The organism is Oerskovia sp. Root22 (assembly GCF_001429135.1).
Lineage (GTDB): Bacteria > Actinomycetota > Actinomycetes > Actinomycetales > Cellulomonadaceae > Oerskovia > Oerskovia enterophila.
On sequence record NZ_LMIL01000001.1, the window covers coordinates 683,016 to 702,168 of the forward strand.

Consider the following 19,153-nt stretch of genomic DNA (forward strand, 5'->3'; position numbering starts at 1 on the left):
ACGAGGATTGTGTGAAGACCGCTCGGCGCGCCTTCGCACGGGGTGCTATAACGACCAGGTGACCACTCCTCCCGGCACTCCCCCCGGCTCTGGCGCCGAGCCAGCAGCACCGACCGGCACGCCGCGCGAGCCCGGAACAGCGGGGGTCGGTGTGGCACCCACAGGCGAGGCCGGGGGCGGGAAGCGGTCGCGCTGGGCCCCCACGACGGCCGACCGCCCCGAGACCCGCCGCCGCATCGGGGCCGAGATCTGGATCCTGCTGGGACTGAGCCTCGGCCGGTCCGGGGTCTACGCGGTCGTCAACATCATCGCGCGCCTCACCGAGGGCACCCCGCTCGCCCAGCAGAGCGCAAGCCTCAACAACAGCCAGTCGCCCCGCCCCTACCTCGACCTGACCTACCAGATCCTCAGCATCGGGTTCGCGCTCATCCCGGTCGCGCTCGCGCTCTACCTGCTCTCGGCGCGCGGCCGGTCGGTCACGCGGGCGATCGGGCTCGACGGCAGCCGGCCGTGGCGCGACACGGGCTGGGGCGTCGCGCTCGCCGCGGTCATCGGCATCCCGGGCCTGGGGCTGTACGTCGCCGGGCGAGCCCTGGGGATCACGGTCGAGGTCAACCCCGCCAACCTCGCGGACTACTGGTGGACCGTGCCGATCCTGATCCTCGCGGCCCTCCAGAACGGCCTGCTCGAGGAGGTCATCGCGGTCGCGTACCTGTTCGAGCGCACCAAGGACCTGGGCTGGGGACGCGTGAAGTTCGTCGTGTGGAGCTCGCTGCTGCGCGGCTCGTACCACCTGTACCAGGGCATCGGGCCGTTCGTCGGGAACGTGGTCATGGGCGTCGTGTTCTCGTGGTTCTACACGAGCAGGTGGGGGCGGCACCGCGTGGTCCCGCTCGTAATCGCCCACACGATCCTCGACGTGGTCGCGTTCGTGGGCTACGCCCTGCTGCCGCGCGAGTGGCTCGAGGCGCTGGGCGTCGGCTGAGTCGCCGGACCTCAGCCCCGTGGCACATCGCTGAGTGCGGAGCTCTTGCGCGACACGCCCGGCGTGTCGCGCAAGAACTCCGCACTCAGCGGACCGTCAGACCCGCAGCGGAACTCAGACCCGCAGCGCCGCCAGCTCCTCCCGGCGCTCGGCCTGGAGCACCGGGTCCGGCACGGGCAGCGAGGCCAGGAGCTGCTTGGTGTACGTGTGCTGCGGCGCGCCCAGCACCTCGGCCGACGTGCCCTCCTCGACGAGCCGGCCCCGGTAGAGCACCGCGATCCGGTCGGCGAGCAGGTCCACGACCGCGAGGTCGTGGCTGATGAACAGGCACGCGAACCCCAGCTCGCGCTGGAGCTCTGCGAACAGCTCGAGCACGCGCGCCTGGACCGACACGTCGAGCGCAGACGTCGGCTCGTCCGCGACGAGCAGCTCGGGATCGAGCGCGAGCGCGCGGGCCAGGCTCGCGCGCTGACGCTGGCCGCCGCTCAGCTCGTGCGGGTAGCGGTCGCCGTACGCGCGCGGGAGCTGGACCGACTCGAGGAGCTCGTCGACGCGGCCACGGGCGTCCCCCGCGTCGGCGGCCCGCCCGTGCACCACGAGCGGCTCGGCCACGCACTCGGCGATCGTGAGCAAGGGGTTGAAGCTCGACGCCGGGTCCTGGAACACGAAGCCGATGCGCGGGCGCACGGGCCGCACGTCGCGCTCGCGCGCGCCCCGCATCTCGACGCCCAGCACCGACAGCGACCCGCCCGTCACGGGCGTGAGACCGCCGATGGCCCGGCCGATCGTCGTCTTGCCCGAGCCCGACTCGCCCACGAGCCCCAGCACCTCGCCGGGGCGGATCGACAGGTCCACCCCGTCGACCGCGACGAACGCGGGCTTGCGGAACCGCCCCGGGTACTCGATCCGCAGCCCCTGGGCCACGACCACGGGTTCCCCCTCGGCCCAGCCGTCGGCGCGGGCCTCGACCCGGGCCGCCGCGTTGACCACGCCCCCGCCGACGCGGGGCACGGCGTCCAGTAGGGCGCGCGTGTACTCGGCCTGCGGGTCCTCGAACAGCGACCGCACGTCGGCCTGCTCGACGACCTTGCCCTGGTACATCACGGCCACGCGGTCCGCGAGGTCCGCGACCACGCCCATGTTGTGCGTGATGAGCACGATCGCGGTCCCGAACTCGTCGCGGCAGCGCCGCAGCAGGTCGAGGATCTCGGCCTGGACGGTCACGTCGAGCGCGGTCGTCGGCTCGTCCGCGACGATGAGCCCGGGGTCGAGCACGAGCGCCATCGCGATGACGATGCGCTGCTTCTGCCCGCCCGAGAACTGGTGCGGGTACTTGTCGACCGCCGTCTCGGGGTCGGGGATCCCGACCCTGCGCAGCACGTCGACCGCCTGCCGGCGCCCTTCCGCACGGCGCACGCGCCGGTGCGCGCGCAGCCCCTCGACGATCTGCCACCCCACGGTGAAGACGGGGTTGAGCGCGGCCGACGGCTCCTGGAAGACCATCGCGACGTCCGTGCCGCGCACGGCCCGGAGCTGGGACCGGGTCAGGCTCACGACGTCGGACCCGCTCGTCCCCTCCTTGTTCGACAGCACGACGGCGCCACGCGCCGTCGCGGTCTCCGGCAGCAGACCGAGGATCGTCTTGGCCGTCACGGTCTTGCCGCTGCCGCTCTCGCCGACGACCGCGAGCACCTCCCCCGGGGCGACCTCGAGATCGACCCCGTCGACCGCCAGGATCGGTCCGGCGTCAGTCGCGAACGAGACCGTGAGGTCCCGGATGGTGACGACCGCGCCCTGCTCGCGCAACGTCGTCGGGCCTTCGCCTGCTGCCTGCTGCGCGCTCACGGGCGCACCTCGATTCCCTCGTCGCCCAGCGTCCCCGAACCTTCCAGACCACCCAGGCCCGCCGGGCCGGCCACGAGCGAGCCTCCCGGCACGACCGACGTCTCCGCGACCTCGCCCGCACCGACGGCCGCCGCCCGGCGGCTGCGCAGGCGGGGGTCGGCCAGGTCGTTGAGGCTCTCGCCCACGAGCGTGATGCCCAGGACCGCGAGCACGATCGCGAGGCCCGGGAAGAGCGCGGTCCACCAGATGCCGCTCGTCACGTCGGACAACGACTTGTTGAGGTCGTAGCCCCACTCGGCCGCGGCCGTCGGCTCGATCCCGAAGCCCAGGAACCCGAGCCCCGCGAGCGTGAGGATCGCCTCCGACGCGTTGAGCGTCACGATGAGCGGGAGCGTGCGCGTCGCGTTGCGCAGCACGTGCCGACCCATGATCCGGCGGTGCGGCGTGCCGATCACGCGCGCCGAGTCGATGTACGCCTCGGCCTTGATCCGCACGGTCTCGGCGCGGATCACGCGGAAGTACTGCGGGATGAAGACCACGGTGATCGAGAGCGCGGCCGCGAGGATGCCGCCCCACAGCTTGGACTGGCCCCCGCTGATGACGATCGCGAGGAGGATCGCGAGGAGCAGCGACGGGAACGCGTAGATCGCGTCGCACAGGACCACGAGCACGCGGTCGAGCCAGCCGCCGAAGTACCCCGAGACCAGGCCCAGCAGGATGCCGATCACGATCGACGCCGCGATCGCGACCACGATCACCAGGGCCGCGGTCTGCGCACCCCAGATCACGCGCGACAGGACGTCGTAGCCGCCCACGGTCGTGCCGAGCAGGTGCTCGGCCGACGGCGGCTGCTGCGCGCCGAACGCCCCGTCCGCGTTGCGGAGCTGGCTGTACCCGTAGGGCGCGAGCAGCGGCGCGGCCAGGGCCGTGAGGAGGAAGAGCCCCGTGATGATCAGGCCCGCGACGAGCATGCCGCGCTGGAGCCCGACGCTCTGGCGGAGCTGGTGGACCACGGGCAGGCGTCCCCAGGAGAGTCGTCGTGCCATGTCAGTACCTCACCCTCGGGTCGATGAGCGCCGCGAGGACGTCCACGAGGAAGTTCGTGATCGCGACGATCACGGCCAGCAGGACGACGATCCCCTGGACCGCGACGAAGTCACGGGCCTGGAGGTACTGGGAGAGCATGAAGCCGAGGCCCTTCCACTCGAAGGTCGTCTCGGTCAGGACCGCCCCGGCCAGGAGCATCGCGATCTGCATGCCCATGACCGTGATGATCGGGATGAGCGCCGGCCGCCACGCGTGCGTGCGGACGAGACGACGCTCCGAGACGCCGCGCGAGCGGGCCGCGTCGACGTAGTCGGTCGCGAGCGTCCCGATCACGTTGGTCCGGACGAGGCGCAGGAACACCCCGGCGGTCAGGAGCCCCAGGGCGACCCCGGGCAGGACCGCGTGCATCAGGACGTCGCCCAGGACGGCGGGGTCGCCCGTGCGGATCGCGTCCACGACGTAGAAGCCCGACGGGTCCGGGAGCGAGAGCATCTGCAGCTCGGCCCCCGTCGAGGCGCGGCCCGCGACGGGGAACCAGCCGAGGCCGACCGAGAAGATCAGCTTGAGCAGGAGGCCCGCGAAGAACACGGGGGTCGCGTAGCAGAGGATCGCGAAGACGCGCAGGAACGCGTCGGGGACCCGGTCGCGGTGGTGGGCTGCGAGCAGCCCGAGCGGGATGCCGACCAGGAACGCGATGATCAGCGCGTAGACCGCGAGCTCGAGCGTCGCCGCGCCGTAGGTCGTGAGGATCTCGGAGACCGGGCGGTTGTCGCTGATCGTGGTGCCGAAGTCGCCGCGCAGGATCCCGCCCAGGTACTCGAGGTACTGGACGATGATGGGGCGGTCGTAGCCGGCCGCGTGGATGCGCTCGGCGAGCTGGTCGGCCCGGAGCCTGCCGCCGAGCGCCGCGGTGATGGGGTCGCCCGTCGCGCGCATGACGAAGAAGACGGTCGTCACGAGGATGAAGACGGTCGGGATGATGAGGAGGAACCGGACCAGGACGTACCGCCCGAGCCCACCTCCTCCGGACGTCCTGGGCCGCGGGGTGGTGGGGCGTGGGGTCCTGGCGCCTGGCGGGTCGGCCGTGGTCACCTGGTCGGTCGTCGTGGTCATGTCGTCCGTTCGTCGTGGTCCGAGCCACGCTGCTCGGTTGCCTGCGGTGCTGCGGGCGCTCGGCGGAGGTCGCTCGCACGGCCCGCCGAGAGCCGTCGGGGCGGGGCGGCCCGGCCGTCGCCGGTCGGGCCACCCCGCGTCCTCGGGGATCAGCTCTTCGAGAGCGCCCCGTAGCGGAACTTGAACGACGCGTCGAGCGTGTCCTCGGTCCCGTCGACGCCCGTGCCGACGACCGCGACCTGTGCGCCCTGGAGGTACGGGACGGTCGAGAGGTCGGCGGCGACCTTCTCCTGGATCTCCTCGATGAGGGCCGTGCGGGCTGCCGCGTCGGGCGTGGCGGCCTGCTGGAGGATCAGGTCGTTGACCTCCTGGTTGTCGTAGTGGTTCGCGAGGAAGTTCTCCTGGAGGAAGAACGGCGTGAGGTAGTTGTCGGCGTCCGAGTAGTCCGGGAACCAGCCGAGCTGGTAGGCGGGGTAGACGTCGGCCGTGCGGTCCTTGGCGTACTGGACCCACTCGGTGGTCTGCAGGTTGACCGTGAACAGGCCGCTCTTCTCGAGCTGGTCCTTGATGAGCGCGTACTCCTCACCGGAGGACGGCCCGTAGTGGTCGTTGCTGTACTGCAGGTCGAGCACCACGGGGACGGTGACCCCGGCGGCCTCGAGCGTGGCCTTGGCCTTGTCGGCGTCGGCCCCGCCCTGCCCGTCGCCGTAGAGCTCCTTGAGCGGCTCGACCGCGCCGGTCAGCCCCGCGGGGACGTACGAGTACAGCGGCGTGTAGGTGCCCTTGTAGACCTGGGTAGCGATCTCCTCGCGGTCGATCAGGTCCGCGACGGCCTGGCGGACGGCGAGGGCCTTGGCCGGGTCCGCGCCCTCGGCCTTGGCGCCGTAGGGCTGGGAGTCGAAGTTGAACGTGATGTAGCGGATCTCTCCGCCCGGGCCGTCGACGACCTTGACCTTGTCGTTGCCCCGGAGGTCGTCGATGTCGGTCGCGGACAGGCTGCGGAAGGCGACGTCGATGTTGCCCTCCTGGATGTCGAGCTTCAGGTTGGAGGCGTCGGTGTAGTACTTGGTGTTGACCTTCGCCGTCTTGGCCTCGCCGAGCACGCCCTGGTAGTCGGGGTTGGCCTCGTAGGAGATCAGGTTGTTGAAGTCGTACTTGGCGATCGAGTACTGCCCGGCGAACGCCTTGCCCGCGACGATGTCGGCGTCGGGCGTGAGCGCGTCGGCCGCGAACACCTCCTCGTCGACGATGGGTCCGGCGGGGCTCGACAGGATCTGCGGGAAGACCTGGTCGTCGGGCGACTTGAGCGTGAAGACGACGGTCGTGTCGTCGGGCGTCGCGACGCTCTCCAGGTTGTAGAGCAGCGAGGCCGGGCCGTTCTCGTCGTTGATGGCGACCTGCCGGTCGAACGTGAACTTCACGTCGGAGGACGTGAGGTCGTGGCCGTTGGCGAACTTCAGGCCCGGCTTGAGCTTGACGGTGTACTCGGTCGGCGCCGTGAACTCGGCGGACTCCGCGATGTCGGGCTCGACGTCCGGGCTCCCGTAGGGGGTGTTGAGCAGGAACGGGAACACCTGGTTCATGACCGCGAACGACCCGTTGTCGTAGGAGCCGGCCGGGTCGAGCGTCGTGACCTTGTCGGTCGTGCCGATCGTCAGCGCGCCTCCTGCGCTCGCGTTGCTGCTGCCGCCGTCCTCGTTCGTCCCGCTGCCGCTGCCGCACGCCGTGAGCGTGAACGTCACGACGGCGATGCCTGCCGTTGCGGCGAGGAGCCGCTTCCTCGAAACGGTCGTCATCCGTCACACCTCTTCTTCGGGGTCATGAGGTGGGTGCGCGGTGGCGCTCCCACGGCCTGGTTCTGCGACCAAGGTCCGTGATGTCTAACACACTGTTGTTTCGGTCAAGCACCCTGGAACGGCTCAGCACGGCGGTTCCGAGCATCTTGTTACCGGGTCGTAACCCCCGCCGCCACATGGTGAGACGGATCACAGTCGTGAAGTTACCGAGGAGTACGTTCCGGTGCGTCACGGCCATTTCGTGGCGCTGGACCGCCGCCGTGCGGGTTCGCCCGCTCGGGACCGCCAGCGCTGTCACCGGCTGCGCACGCTCAGCGCCCGGGCGTCTCCTGCCCGACGTCGGAGCCGGGCTCGCGCGGCCCGGTCACCTCGACGGGAGCGGGGGTCGGCAGGCGCTCCTCCGCAGGGACGTCGGGCACGCTCCCGGCGCCGGCGCCACCGAGCTCCTCGACCGGGCGAGCCGGCGACGGCTCGCCGCCCGACCCGGCCAGCCCGCCCGACCCGTCCACCGTCCCGGCGACCTCACCGCCCGCGGTGAGCTCCGCCGTCGGGCCCGACGCCGGTACGCCCTCCGGAGCGGGCGTCGCCGCGGCCTCCGCGACCACCGGGGCCGTGGCCCCCGCGCCCAGCACCGACCCGCCCGTGACGACCACGCCCGCCGCGACCGCCTGCGCACGCAGGTCAGCCAGCTCGCGCGCGACCGACCGGACCCCGAAGCCCGAGACCACGTGGATCGCCCCCGCGACGAACGCGTACAGGCCGAACACGACGACCGTCAGGCTCAGGACGTCGTCGGCGTCGACGGGGCGCGTGACGAGCAGCAGGCCGAACAGCGTCGAGACGATGCCGAACGTCAGCAGCCACGGCCACCCCAGGTCCCTGTTGCGCACGAGCCCGGCCGCACCCACGATCGCCGTGACCCCCAGGACCAGGACCCACACGACCAGGACGTAGTAGAGCGCGGTCACGCTGAGGTCCGGCCAGAACATGACCGCGGCGCCGAAGAGAAGGTTGACGACGGCCTGCGCGAGCCACCAGGTCCACCCGACCTGCTTGCGGTGCGCCAGGCCCTGGACCGCGACGAGGACCGCGTCGGCCACGAGGAAGATCCCGAAGACCCAGCGCAGCGTCTCGAACGCCTCGAGCGGCTGGATCATGAGCAGCAGCCCGAGCACGACCAGGAGCAGCCCGCGCACCACGGGGAGCCACCAGACGTTCTTGAACGCGTTGAGCGGTTCGGGGATCTCGACCGTGTCCCGCCCTCTGCGCCTGCTCCGGACCATGCGCCACCACCGTTCGTCGTGCGCCGTGCACCCTGCCCCGCGCCCAGGGCGATCGCCCTCGGCGCGCCTGCCAGAATGGGAGCGCTACCTGCGTTCATCCTGCTGGAGGTTGGTCACACTCGCCCGGCGAAGCACGTCGGACAACGGGAGCAAGCGGGCAAATCACCCGGCAGAAAGTGGCGTAATACCGCGCCTCTCGGGACCTCCCGCCCTAGACTCGCAAGCATGTCTGCGCGTGCTCACGACCCGGCCGGTCCTCCGGCGACGGCCGAGCCACGCCCCCAGGTCCACGAGGTCGGGTCGTTCGAGACGACCGAGCACGAGGCCCCGGACCCCCGCTCGTTCCGTGCGTTCCTCGCGACCCCGCGCGCCGTCGGCGACGGGACGGACCCCACGGTCCAGATCGTCGACACCCCCGAGGCGCGCGTGCGCCACCCGAGCGACCTCGTCGGGATCGTGCTGTGCGCCCTGGGCGTCGCGCTCGTCATGTTCATGTCCGTGTACGCGCACGGCACCACGGCAGGCGTCGCCGAGGACGTCCAGGGGTTCTCCGACCTCCTCGCGAGGATCCTCTTCATCCCGGTCGCGGTCCTCGAGGGCCTCGTGACGCTCGCGATCCCCACGGCCGTCCTCATCGAGCTCGGCATCCGCAAGCTCGGACGCCAGGTCGTCGAGTCGATCGCCGCGGCCGCGATCGGCATGCTCCTGGGCATCGCCATGACCTACTCGGTGCTGACGTTCGGGTCGGCCGACCTGATCCAGGGCCTGTCGGTCCGCATCCGCGGCGAGTGGCAGCTCAGCATCCCCGGCTACGTCGCCGCGATCAGCGGACTGCTCACCGCGGCCGGCCCCCGCACCCGGCGCCGCACGGTCGCCTGGTCCTGGAACCTGCTGTTCATCGCGCTCGGCGTCGTCCTCATCACGGCCCAGGTCTCGCTGCCGGGCGCGATCATCACGCTCCTGCTCGGCCGGATCGCCGGCAACGCCGTCCGGTGGGTGTCCGGGGTGCGCAGCGAGCGAGCCTACGGACCGCACCTGGTCGACGGCGTCCGGCGGGCCGGGTACTCGCCCACCGCCCTCGTCCGCGTGCGCGACGTGTCCCAGCCCGCGGAGCTCGCCGAGGCGGCAGAGGACCCCATCACCGAGGTCAACGCCGACGGCGAGATCACGGGTGAGGTGCACGTCGGCGTCGTGCGCATCGCCGGCACGGACGAGGACTCGGCGCTCACCGCGGACGCGCGCATCACGGGCGACCACCTGTCCGGCGCCCTGGGCGACGGGGTCAGCGAGCCCGCCGAGGCCCCGTCGGACCCCGCGGCCATCGCGCTGACCCGCTCCGGTGACAACCGCGTCTACGCGATGTTCACCGAGGACGGGGTGCGGCGCGACGTCGTGGTGCTCGACGGCGACCGGCAGGTCGTCGGCTTCATCACGCGGTTCTGGCGCTCGCTGCGCCTGCGAGGCATCGAGGGGCGCGCCGCGATCTCCCTCAAGGCCGTCGCCGAGCGCACCGCGCTGCTCGCCTACGCGGCCCGCGCCGCAGGGGTCCGGACGCCGCGCCTGCTGGGCGTGGCCGAGGCCGACGACTCGATGATCCTGGTCCAGGAGCACGCGGTCGGCGCGGTCTCGCTGCGCGACCTGCCCGACGACGAGGTCACCGACGCCGTCCTCACCGAGGCCTGGCACCAGATCCAGCTCGCGCACGACGCCGGGCTCTCGCACCGCGCACTGACCTCCGACGTCATGCTCGTGAGCCGGGGAGAGCCGGGGGGCGCCTCGACGCACCCGGCGGGGACGGGCACGGACCCCGCGTCGGCGACCGTCGACCTCCGCCCCGAGGGCGCCGAGGCCGGCCCCGACGACTCCGAGGTCAAGGTCTGGCTGACCGGGTGGGAGCAGGGAGACATCGCGTCGTCCGAGCTGTCGCGCCGCATGGACCTCACGCAGATGGTCGCGCTCCTCGCGCTGCGCGTGGGCGCGCAGCGCGCCGTGGCCTCGGCCGTGAACGTGCTGCCCAACGAGGACATCGCGGCGATCGGGCCGCTCCTCCAGTCGATCGCGCTGCCCGTGAGCACGCGCGAGGAGATGCGCGCCAACAAGGAGCTCTTCAAGGACCTGCGGGCCGCTCTCGTCGAGCGCCTGCCGGAGACGGACGTCGAGCCCCAGCGCATCACGCGCTTCGGGGCCCGGACGATCATCACGCTGACCCTGACGATCGTCGCGGTGACCGTGGTCGTCACGACCATGAACTTCCAGCAGATCACCGAGGCCGTCTCCCAGGCCAACCCTTGGTGGGCCGTCATCTCGTTCGCGCTGGGCATCCTCACCTGGTTCGGCGCCGCCCTGACGTTCGTGGCGTTCTCGCCCGTGAAGCTGCCCATGATCCGCGCGACGCTGACCCAGATGGCCGGGTCGTTCGTGGCCCTCGCGGCACCGGCCGGGATCGGCCCTGCGGCGCTCAACCTGCGCATGCTCACCAAGCGGAACGTGTCGACCCCCATGGCCGTCGCGACCGTGGCCCTGGTCCAGGTGTCGCAGTTCGTCATCACGATCCTGCTGCTGGTCGTCCTGTCGATGACGGCCCGGTCGGGCGGTCTGATCAAGCTTCCCTCGACCACCGTGCTGCTCGCGATCACGGGCGTCGCGCTCGCCGTGATCGCGACGCTGCTGGTCCCGGCCGTCCGGCGCTGGGTGCTCGCCAAGATCCGGCCCACGGTCCAGCAGGTCTGGCCGCGACTGTCGGAGATGCTCAGCCAGCCGGGACGCCTGGCCCTCGGCTTCGGCGGGAACATCATCATGACGCTCGGCTACGTGCTCGCGTTCGACGCGGCCCTCGCGGCGTTCGGCCAGGAGCTCGCGCTCGTCGACGTGGCCGTGATCTACCTGGTCGGCAACGCCGCGGGCGCGGCGGTCCCGACCCCCGGCGGCCTGGGCACGATCGAGATCGCCCTGACCGCCGGCCTGACCGCCGCGGGCATCCCGTACGCGGTCGCCACCTCGGCCACGATCCTGTTCCGTGTCGCGACCTACTGGGCCCGCATCCCCATCGGCTGGGCCGCGATGCGCTTCCTGCAGCGCAAGGGCGACCTCTAGCGCGCGAGCTCCCGCAGCCGCTCCGGATCACCTACCCCTGCAGCACCACCGCCGAGCCCTGTCCCCCGCCGCCGCACAGCGCGGCCGCCCCCACGGTGTCGCCGCCGAGAGCCGCGAGCCGCCGCGCCAGGTGACCGACGATGCGCGCGCCCGACGCCCCGATGGGGTGCCCGAGCGCGATGGCGCCGCCGTTGGCGTCGACGATCGCGGGGTCGACGCCCAGCAGCTCCGTCGACGCGAGGGCCACCACCGCGAACGCCTCGTTGATCTCGACCGCGGACAGCTCGCCGACCTCCAGCCCGGCCCGGGCGCAGGCCGCGCGGATCGCGTTGGCGGGCTGCGCGTGCAGCGAGACGTCGGGACCGGCCACGAGCGCGTGACCCAGGACCCGGGCGCCGGTCAGCCCACGCCGGTCCGCCTCCTCGTCGCTCACGAGCACGAGCGCTGCGGCGCCGTCGGAGATCTGCGAGGCGTTCCCTGCCGTGATGGTGCCGTCCTCGCGGAAGGCGGGACGCAGCCGCGCCAGGACCTCGGCCGTGGTGTCGACGCGCACGCCGTCGTCGGCCTCGACCAGGCGCCCGCCCCGCCCGGGCGTCTGGAACGGCGCGATCTCGCCCCGCAGGAAGTCGGCCGCCGCGGCTGCCCGCGCGTGCGACGACGCCGCGAACGCGTCCTGGGCCGCTCTGCTGATCCCGAGCCCCTCGCCGTGGCGCTCGGTGCTGAGCCCCATCGAGTCCCGCTCGAACGCGTCGCGCAGCCCGTCGTGCGCGAGCGTGTCCACGAGGGTCACGTCGCCGAGCTTCTGGCCCGCCCGCGACCCGACCCACGCGTGCGGTGCGAGGCTCATGGACTCCTGCCCCACGGCCACGACGACCTGGGCCTCGCCCGCGGTGATGAGCCGGTGCGCCTGCACCACGGCCTCCATGCCGGACAAGCACACCGCGTTGAGCGTCATCGCGGGCACCGAGTACGGCACGCCCGCGCCGACCGCGGCCTGCCGTGCCGGGTTCTGACCGGCCCCGCCCTGGAGCACCTGTCCGGCGAGGACGAGCTCGACGTCGTCGGGCACCAGTCCTGCGTCCGCGAGCGCCGCGCCCAGCGCGTGCGCCCCGAGCGTCGCGGCGGGCACGGCCGCGAAGGCGCCGTTGAAACGCACGAAGGGGGTGCGCGCGTACCCCACGATGACGGTCATGCTTCCTCCTGGTGTCCTGGGCGGGTCTGGGTGCGGGTGGTCGCCCCGGCCGCGGGCCGCGGTTCCTCCAGCCCGACGGCGTAGCTCGCCTCGGTCGCGTCGCGCACCTCGTCGAGGGTCACGCCGGGCGCGACGGCGCGGAGCACGAGGCCGCGGCGCGAGGCCCCGGGTGCTGCCGGTACTGCACCGGTCCCAGCTCCGAGACCCGCCCCCGATGAGTTGTCAGAAGGTGGCCGGGGAATACCCCGGCCACGTTCTGACAACGAGTCCGTGGCGGTCGGGACCCCGGGGGATGCGGGCGGCGCGAGGTCGACGACGTCGAAGACCGCGCGGTCCGTGATGATCCGGTCCACCACGGCCTGCCCCGTGAGCGGCAGCCCGCACACGTGCCGGAGCTTGGGCGACCCGTCGCGCGCCACGTGGTCCATGAGGACGACGATGCGCGGCGTGCCCGCGACGAGGTCCATGGCCCCGCCCATGCCCTTGACGAGCTTCCCGGGCACGGTCCAGTTGGCGAGGTCGCCCGTCTCGGAGACCTCGAGCGCACCGAGGATCGCGATGTCGACGTGCCCGCCCCGGATCATGGCGAACGACGTCGCGGAGTCGAAGTAGCTCGCGCCCGGCAGCGCCGTGACGGTCTGCTTGCCGGCGTTGATGAGGTCGGCGTCCTCCTCGCCGTCGAGCGGGAACGGCCCGATCCCCAGCATCCCGTTCTCGCTCTGCAGCGTGATCGAGACTCCGGGCGGCAGATGGTTCGCGACGAGCGTGGGGATGCCGATCCCGAGGTTCACGTAGTCGCCGTCGTGCAGCTCGGCCGCGGCGATCGCGGCCATCTGGTCCCGGTCCCAGGGCATGTCAGGACTCCTTTCCTGCGGCGGGCACCGGGGCGGCGGCCTCGGCACCCGTGCTCGGTCCCGCGCCGTCCCCGCCCGCCGCGGGCGCGGCAGCCCTCGGCGCCGCCCCACGAGCCCGCACGGTGCGCTGCTCGATGTCCTTGACCCGCGGCCGCGCGGGCACGAGTCGGTCGACGAAGATCCCGGGCGTGACCACGACGTCGGGATCGAGGGGCTCGTCGGCCAGGATCTCGGCCTCGACCACCGTGACGCGGCCGGCCGTCGCGACGAGCGGGTTGAAGTTGCGCGCCGTGAACCGGTAGGTGAGGTTGCCGTAGGCGTCTGCCCGGTGCGCGTGCACCAGGGCGAGGTCGGCGACGATGCCGCGCTCGAGGACGTAGCGACGCCCGTCGAACTCCTCGACGGGTTTGCCCTCCGCGACCGGTGTCCCGACGCCCGTGGCCGTGTAGAACGCGGGGATGCCTGCTCCGCCGGCGCGCAGGCGCTCGGCGAGCGTGCCCTGCGGCACGAACTCGACCTCGAGGTCGCCGTCGAGGTACCGCTGCGCGAACAGCTTGTTCTCCCCCACGTAGGAGGACAGGACCTTGTCGACCTGGTCGCTCTCGAGCAGCAGCCCGAGCCCCTTGCCGTCGACGCCCATGTTGTTGGACACCACGGTCAGGCCCCGCACGCCCGAGTCGCGCACGGCCTCGATGAGGTCGGCCGGGATGCCGCACAGCCCGAACCCGCCTACGGCGATCGTCATCCCGTCGCGCAGCAGCCCGTCGAGGGCGGTGGCCGCGTCGGGGTAGCCCTTGGCGCCCTGCGGGTCGCTCCTCGCGTCGCGTCGGGCCGGGGCATCGTCGCTCACCGGCCGGGTTCCGTCGGTCGTCATGTCGGCCTGCTTCCTGTGCGGAGGGCGTCCGGGGCCGTGCGCCCGGTGGTGTCCGGGGTCTCGAACGATCCCGCGGTCCGTGCCGACCGGGCCGCGCCTGCCTCGTCGGCCTGCCCGGCCGCGTCGGCCCGCCGCAGCACGGCCTCGGCGTGCTTGAGCGAGGGGCCGTCGATCATCACGCCGTCGTGCACGAACACGCCGTCGTGCCCGCGTGCGGCGGCCAGCAGCGTGCGGGCGCCCTCGACCGCGGAGCGCGGGGGCGCGTACGCGGCCCGGATCACGGAGACGTGCGACGGGTGGATGCACGCGGTCGCGGCGAAGCCGACGGCCGCGGCGTCGAGCGCCTCGTCGCGCAGACCGTCGAGGTCCTCGATCGCGAGGTGCACCGCGTCGATCGCGGCGACGCCCGCGGCCCCCGCGGCGAGCAGCACCGCGGAGCGCGCGGCGCGCGCGACGTCCCGGTAGCCCCCGTCGGGGAACCGGCTCGACGTCCCGCCGAGCGAGGCGACCAGGTCGTCGGCCCCCCACATGAGGGCCACGACGCCGGGCCGGCGGGCCAGCTCGGGCGCAGCCAGCACGCCCGCGGCCGTCTCGCACAGCGCGACCACGCGCAGCCCGCCGAGGTCGAGCGGCAGCCGCTCGTCGGCCTTGGGCACCATGACGGTCCGGTAGGCGGTGCGGGCGAGCGCAGCCAGGTCGGCGAGGTGCTCCGGGGTCCCGACCGCGTTGACCCGCACGATCGTCCGCGCCGGGTCGAGGGGTTCGGCGAGCAGCGCGTCGCGGGCAGCGGCCTTGCGGTCCGGCGCGACCGCGTCCTCGAGGTCGAGGATCACGGCGTCGGCGCGATCGAGCGCCTTGCGGTACCGGTCCGGCCGGTCGGCGGGGCAGAAGAGGAGCGCGGGCCCCAGGTCGAAGGTCGTCACGAGGGATCGCCCTCCTGCCCGACGGCGTCACGCGCCCCCGCGCCCGGCCCACCCTCCGTGGTGGTCGCGACGGCCGTCTCGTGCGCGGCGCGCGTCCACACGAGCGTCGACCGCACGGCCCGGGCCACGAGCACGCCGTCCTGGTTGTGCCCGCGGTGCTCGAACGTCACGACGCCCTGCCCGGGCCGCGAGGCGGAGGGCCGCTTCTCGAGCACCACGGTCGAGGAGTACAGGGTGTCGCCGTGGAACACCGGGTGCGGGAACGCGACCTCGGCGAACCCGAGGTTGGCGACGATCGTGCCCTGCGTGAGCTGCGCGACCGAGGCCCCGACGAGCGTCGAGAGCGTGAGCATCGAGTTCACGAGGCGCTGCCCGAACGGCTGGGTCGCGGCCCACGCGGCATCGAGGTGGAGCGACTGGGTGTTCATGGTCAGCGTCGTGAACAGGACGTTGTCGGCCTCGGTCAGCGTGCGCCCCGGGCGGTGGACGTAGCGGACCTCGGTCTCGAGCTCGTCGTAGTAGAGCCCGCGCTGCTCGATCTCCCGCATCCTGCGCTCCTTCCTGCTGGTCTGATGTGTGTCCCGGGTGCCGAGAACGAGGTTGCGGTCGTTCTGGCCGACATACCGACCACGACCTCGTTCTCGACCGCGGCTCAGGCCGTGAGCCCCAGCCCGCGCGCGATGATCATGAGCTGCACCTCGGTCGTCCCCTCCCCGATCTCGAGCACCTTGGAGTCCCGGTAGTGGCGGGCCACAGGGTTCTCGTTGAGGAACCCGTAGCCGCCGAAGATCTGCGCGGCGTCGCGCGCGTTGGCCATGGCCGCCTCGCTGCCCACGAGCTTCGCGATCGACGCCTCGACCTTGAACGGCGCGTCGTTCGCGAGCTTCGACGCCGCGTCGTAGTAGCAGAGCCGTGCCTGGTGGACGCGGGCAGCCATGCGCGAGAGCGTGAACGCGATGTGCTGGTTCGAGCCGATGTCGCGGCCGAACACGTTGCGCGTCCGCGCGTACCGCAGCGCCTCCTCCAAGCACCCTTGGGCAGCCCCCGTGGCGAGCGCCGCGAACGCGACGCGGCCCTCGTCGAGCACGCGCAGGAAGTTCGCGTACCCGCGCCCCTGCTCGCCCAGCAGGTTCGCCTCGGGGACCCGGACGTCCTCGAAGGTCAACGGGTGGGTGTCGGACGTGTGCCACCCGACCTTGTCGTACGCCGGCCCGACCGTGAACCCCTTCGTCCCCGACGGCACGAGGATGCTCGACAGCTCCTTCTTCACGGTCCCGTCGGCCCGGGTCTCCTCGCCCGTGACCGCGGTGACGGTGACGACGCTCGTGATGGGCGTCCCGGAGTTGGTGATGAACTGCTTGCTGCCGTCGATGACCCACACCCCGGCGCCGCCGTCGGGCCCGGTCTCGATCTGTGCCGTCGTGCGCGTCGCGCCCGCGTCGGAGCCCGCCTCGGCCTCGGTCAGCCCGAACGCCGCGAGAGCCCGTCCCGTGACCAGGTCCGGCAGCCACCGCTCGCGCTGCGCGGCGGTCCCGTGCCGGACGATCGGCATGATGCCGAGCCCGACGCCGGCCTCGAGCGTGACCGCGATGCTCTGGTCGACGCGCGCGAGCGCCTCGACCGCGAGGCACAGCGACAGGTAGTCCTTGCCCTGGCCGCCGTGCTCGACGGCGAAGGGCAGGCCGAACAGCCCCAGGTCGCCCATCTCGCGGATGATGTCGAGCGGCAGGCGGCGCTCGGTGTCGTACGTGTACGCCGCGGGCGCGACGACGGTGTCCGCGAACTCGCGCACGGTGTCGCTGAGCTTGCGCTGCTCGTCGGTGAGCTCGGTGTTCATGGCGCTCCTGGGGTGTGGGAGGGGACGGGGACGGCCGGGGTACCGGCCTGGGAGGGGACGTTCGAGGACGGCGTGACCACCGCGGGGGCGGGCTCGTCCGCCGGGGCGGGAGCGACGTCGTCGGGCACCTGGTCGACGCGCGCGACCACCTCGTCGCGGCGCACCAGGTCTCCCGGGCGGATCGTGAGCCGCACGACGCCCGCGTGCGGGGCCCTCAGCGCGTGCTCCATCTTCATGGCCTCGACCGTGACGAGGACCGCGCCCGCGGCGACGGTCTCGCCGTCCGCGACCGCGACCGTCACGACCGTGCCGGGCATGCCCGCGCGGACCTCGGGGCTCGTGAGAACGTCGGCGCCGTCGGCGTAGGCACCGCGGGCGGCGGCGCGGAGGGCGAGGAGCTCGGCGCGCGTCGGGACCGCGACCTGGACCACCCGGCCCCCGCGCGCGAGCCACACGCTCGCGTCCCTGGGGTCGGCCGCCAGGTCCACGGTCTCTCCCACCCCGTCCACGACGTAGCGCCACGCGTGCGCGCTCCCCGCGACGGGGGTCAGCGCGGTCCGCCGGGCTGCCCCCGGCCGTGGGTCCCCGTCCACGTGCACGACGGCGTCGCTCGTCTCTCCCGTCACGGTCACCTCGCGGGGTGCACGCGTCGGGGTCGTCGTGCCGGGCGCCGTGTCGACCAGGGTGACCCTGCGTGGGCGCGGCGCGGCGTTGAGACGCCAGCCGTCGTCGGCTCCCCACGGGCCGGTGGCGTGCGGCGTCGCGCCCCGGGAGCCGGGAGCGCGCGCCCCGAGCGAGTACAGTGCGACGGCCACGAGGTCGTCCTCGGTCGCGGTCCCCGGGGGCACTCCCCCCGCCGCCACGAACCGCTCGATCAGCCCCGTGTCGAGGTCGCCGGACCGGACGTCCGGGTCCCCGAGGAGCGCCCGCAGGAAGCCGATGTTGGTGTCGACCCCCAGGACGAGCGTCTCCGCGAGCAGGCGGTCGAGCCGGTCGAGCGCCTGGGCGCGGTCGGCGCCGTGCGCGACGGCCTTCGCGAGCAGCGGGTCGTAGTCGCCCCCGACGCGCAGCCCCTCGGTGAGGCTGCTGTCGAGACGCCATCCCTCGCCGTCGGGCTCGGTGAGCGCGAGGACCTCGCCCGTCGCGGGCAGGAACCCGCGGGCCGGGGACTCGGCGTAGACGCGGGCCTCGATCGCATGGCCCCGCAGCACGACGTCCTCCTGCGCGAACCCCAGCGCCTCCCCCGCCGCGACGCGCAGCTGGGCCTCGACCAGGTCGAGGCCCGTGACCATCTCGGTCACGGGGTGCTCGACCTGCAGGCGCGTGTTCATCTCGATGAAGAAGAACGTGGTCGGGTCGTCGGCGGGCACGAGGAACTCGACCGTCCCGGCGCCCTCGTAGTCCACGCTGCGCGCGACCTCGCACGCGGCGGCCCCGATCCGGGCACGGGTCGCGGCGTCGAGCAGCGGCGACGGCGCCTCCTCGACCACCTTCTGGTGGCGGCGCTGGAGCGAGCACTCGCGCTCCCCCAGGTGCACGACGGCGCCGCGCGAGTCCGCGAGCACCTGCACCTCGATGTGGCGCGGCCGGGCGACCAGGCGCTCGACGAGCAGCGTGCCGTCGCCGAACGACCGGGTCGCGACGCGTCGGGCGCTCGTGAGCGCAGCCGGGAGGTCGTCGGCCGACGTCACGACCTGCATGCCCTTGCCGCCGCCCCCCGCAGAGGGCTTGACCAGCAGCGGGAAGCCGACGTCGCGCGCGGCCCGCGCGAGCGCCTCGTCGTCGAGCGCTCTGCCCGTCACGGGGTCGCGGCCCGTGCTGCCCGGCACGACCGGGACCCCGCGCGCCGCGACGATCTCCTTGGCCGTGATCTTGTCGGCCATGGCCTCGAGCGCCGCGACGCTGGGCCCGACGAACACGATGCCCGCGTCCGCGCAGGCCCGCGCGAGCTCGGGGTTCTCCGACAGGAAGCCGTAGCCGGGGTGGACCGCGTCGGCGCCCGTGGCGCGGGCCGCGTCGATGATCGCGGGCACGCTCAGGTACGACTCGGTCGCGGGGGCCGGGCCGATCCGCACCGCGGCGTCGGCGAGGGACACGTGGCGCGCGCCGGCGTCGGCGTCGCTGTGGACCGCGACCGAGCGGATGCCGAGGCGCCGCAGCGTGGCGATGATGCGGCACGCGATCTCGCCGCGGTTGGCGACGAGGACCGAGCCGAAGGGGCGCCGCCCCGCGGACGAGTTGTCAGAGCTGGGCCGGGGCATAGCCCGGCTCGCTTCTGACACCTGGTCGGTGTGCTGCGGGAGCATGGCCC

General features: G+C 73.1%; 14 protein-coding genes. 2 read left to right on the plus strand and 12 right to left on the minus strand.

Annotation, left to right across the window (positions count from 1 at the left end; translation table 11 throughout):
* Positions 1-151: 151 nt before the first annotated feature.
* The gene (locus ASE15_RS02905) at positions 152-985 is read left to right on the plus strand and encodes a CPBP family intramembrane glutamic endopeptidase (protein WP_369800540.1); all 834 of its coding nucleotides are present in this window, start codon (positions 152-154) and stop codon (positions 983-985) included.
* Positions 986-1,099: 114 nt separating this feature from the next.
* Here the strand turns inward: ASE15_RS02905 and ASE15_RS02910 are convergent, their stop codons facing one another.
* The 5 genes from ASE15_RS02910 to ASE15_RS02930 all read right to left on the minus strand — a co-directional run bounded on the left by ASE15_RS02910 (position 1,100) and on the right by ASE15_RS02930 (position 8,069).
* A complete protein-coding gene (locus ASE15_RS02910) occupies positions 1,100-2,830 on the minus strand; it encodes an ABC transporter ATP-binding protein (RefSeq protein WP_235534092.1) in 1,731 nt (576 codons plus the stop codon).
* A complete protein-coding gene (locus ASE15_RS02915) occupies positions 2,827-3,876 on the minus strand; it encodes an ABC transporter permease (protein WP_056644471.1) in 1,050 nt (349 codons plus the stop codon). The genes ASE15_RS02910 and ASE15_RS02915 overlap by 4 nt, the downstream gene beginning before the upstream one ends.
* A gap of 1 nt (position 3,877) precedes the next feature.
* Positions 3,878-4,990, minus strand: a complete 1,113-nt coding sequence (locus ASE15_RS02920) for an ABC transporter permease (RefSeq protein ID WP_082618128.1) — start codon at positions 4,988-4,990, stop codon at positions 3,878-3,880.
* A gap of 149 nt (positions 4,991-5,139) precedes the next feature.
* On the minus strand, positions 5,140-6,786 hold the full coding sequence (locus tag ASE15_RS02925; RefSeq protein WP_056761078.1) for an ABC transporter substrate-binding protein: 1,647 nt from the start codon (positions 6,784-6,786) through the stop codon (positions 5,140-5,142).
* Positions 6,787-7,097: 311 nt separating this feature from the next.
* The gene (locus ASE15_RS02930) at positions 7,098-8,069 is read right to left on the minus strand and encodes an HdeD family acid-resistance protein (protein ID WP_056761081.1); all 972 of its coding nucleotides are present in this window, start codon (positions 8,067-8,069) and stop codon (positions 7,098-7,100) included.
* Between the two features lie 225 nt (positions 8,070-8,294).
* On the opposite strand from ASE15_RS02930, the gene ASE15_RS02935 reads away from it, so the two are divergent.
* Entirely contained in the window at positions 8,295-11,162 is a 2,868-nt protein-coding gene (locus ASE15_RS02935; RefSeq protein ID WP_082618129.1) for a lysylphosphatidylglycerol synthase transmembrane domain-containing protein, read from the plus strand.
* Positions 11,163-11,193: 31 nt separating this feature from the next.
* On the opposite strand, the gene ASE15_RS02940 is transcribed toward ASE15_RS02935, so the two are convergent.
* The 7 genes from ASE15_RS02940 to ASE15_RS02970 form a co-directional block, all read right to left on the minus strand.
* A complete protein-coding gene (locus tag ASE15_RS02940) occupies positions 11,194-12,354 on the minus strand; it encodes an acetyl-CoA C-acyltransferase (RefSeq protein ID WP_056761083.1) in 1,161 nt (386 codons plus the stop codon).
* Positions 12,351-13,208 carry a 3-oxoacid CoA-transferase subunit B gene (locus ASE15_RS21800; RefSeq protein WP_056761085.1) on the minus strand — a complete coding sequence of 286 codons (858 nt, stop codon included), beginning with the start codon at positions 13,206-13,208 and terminating at the stop codon, positions 12,351-12,353. Before ASE15_RS21800 ends, ASE15_RS02940 begins: the two co-directional genes overlap by 4 nt.
* Before the next feature lies 1 nt (position 13,209).
* Entirely contained in the window at positions 13,210-14,082 is an 873-nt protein-coding gene (locus ASE15_RS02950) for a CoA transferase subunit A (RefSeq protein ID WP_082618130.1), read from the minus strand.
* Positions 14,079-15,005 carry a CoA ester lyase gene (locus ASE15_RS02955; RefSeq protein WP_082618131.1) on the minus strand — a complete coding sequence of 309 codons (927 nt, stop codon included), beginning with the start codon at positions 15,003-15,005 and terminating at the stop codon, positions 14,079-14,081. Before ASE15_RS02955 ends, ASE15_RS02950 begins: the two co-directional genes overlap by 4 nt.
* Positions 15,002-15,553 (minus strand): MaoC family dehydratase, encoded by a 552-nt coding sequence (locus ASE15_RS02960; RefSeq protein WP_082608336.1) that lies wholly within the window; start codon positions 15,551-15,553, stop codon positions 15,002-15,004. The genes ASE15_RS02955 and ASE15_RS02960 overlap by 4 nt, the downstream gene beginning before the upstream one ends.
* 104 nt (positions 15,554-15,657) lie before the next feature.
* Complete coding sequence (locus tag ASE15_RS02965) at positions 15,658-16,842, minus strand: acyl-CoA dehydrogenase family protein (RefSeq protein ID WP_056761088.1); 1,185 nt, start codon at positions 16,840-16,842, stop codon at positions 15,658-15,660.
* Positions 16,839-19,103 carry a biotin carboxylase N-terminal domain-containing protein gene (locus ASE15_RS02970; protein WP_056761091.1) on the minus strand — a complete coding sequence of 755 codons (2,265 nt, stop codon included), beginning with the start codon at positions 19,101-19,103 and terminating at the stop codon, positions 16,839-16,841. The genes ASE15_RS02965 and ASE15_RS02970 overlap by 4 nt, the downstream gene beginning before the upstream one ends.
* Positions 19,104-19,153: the final 50 nt, after the last annotated feature.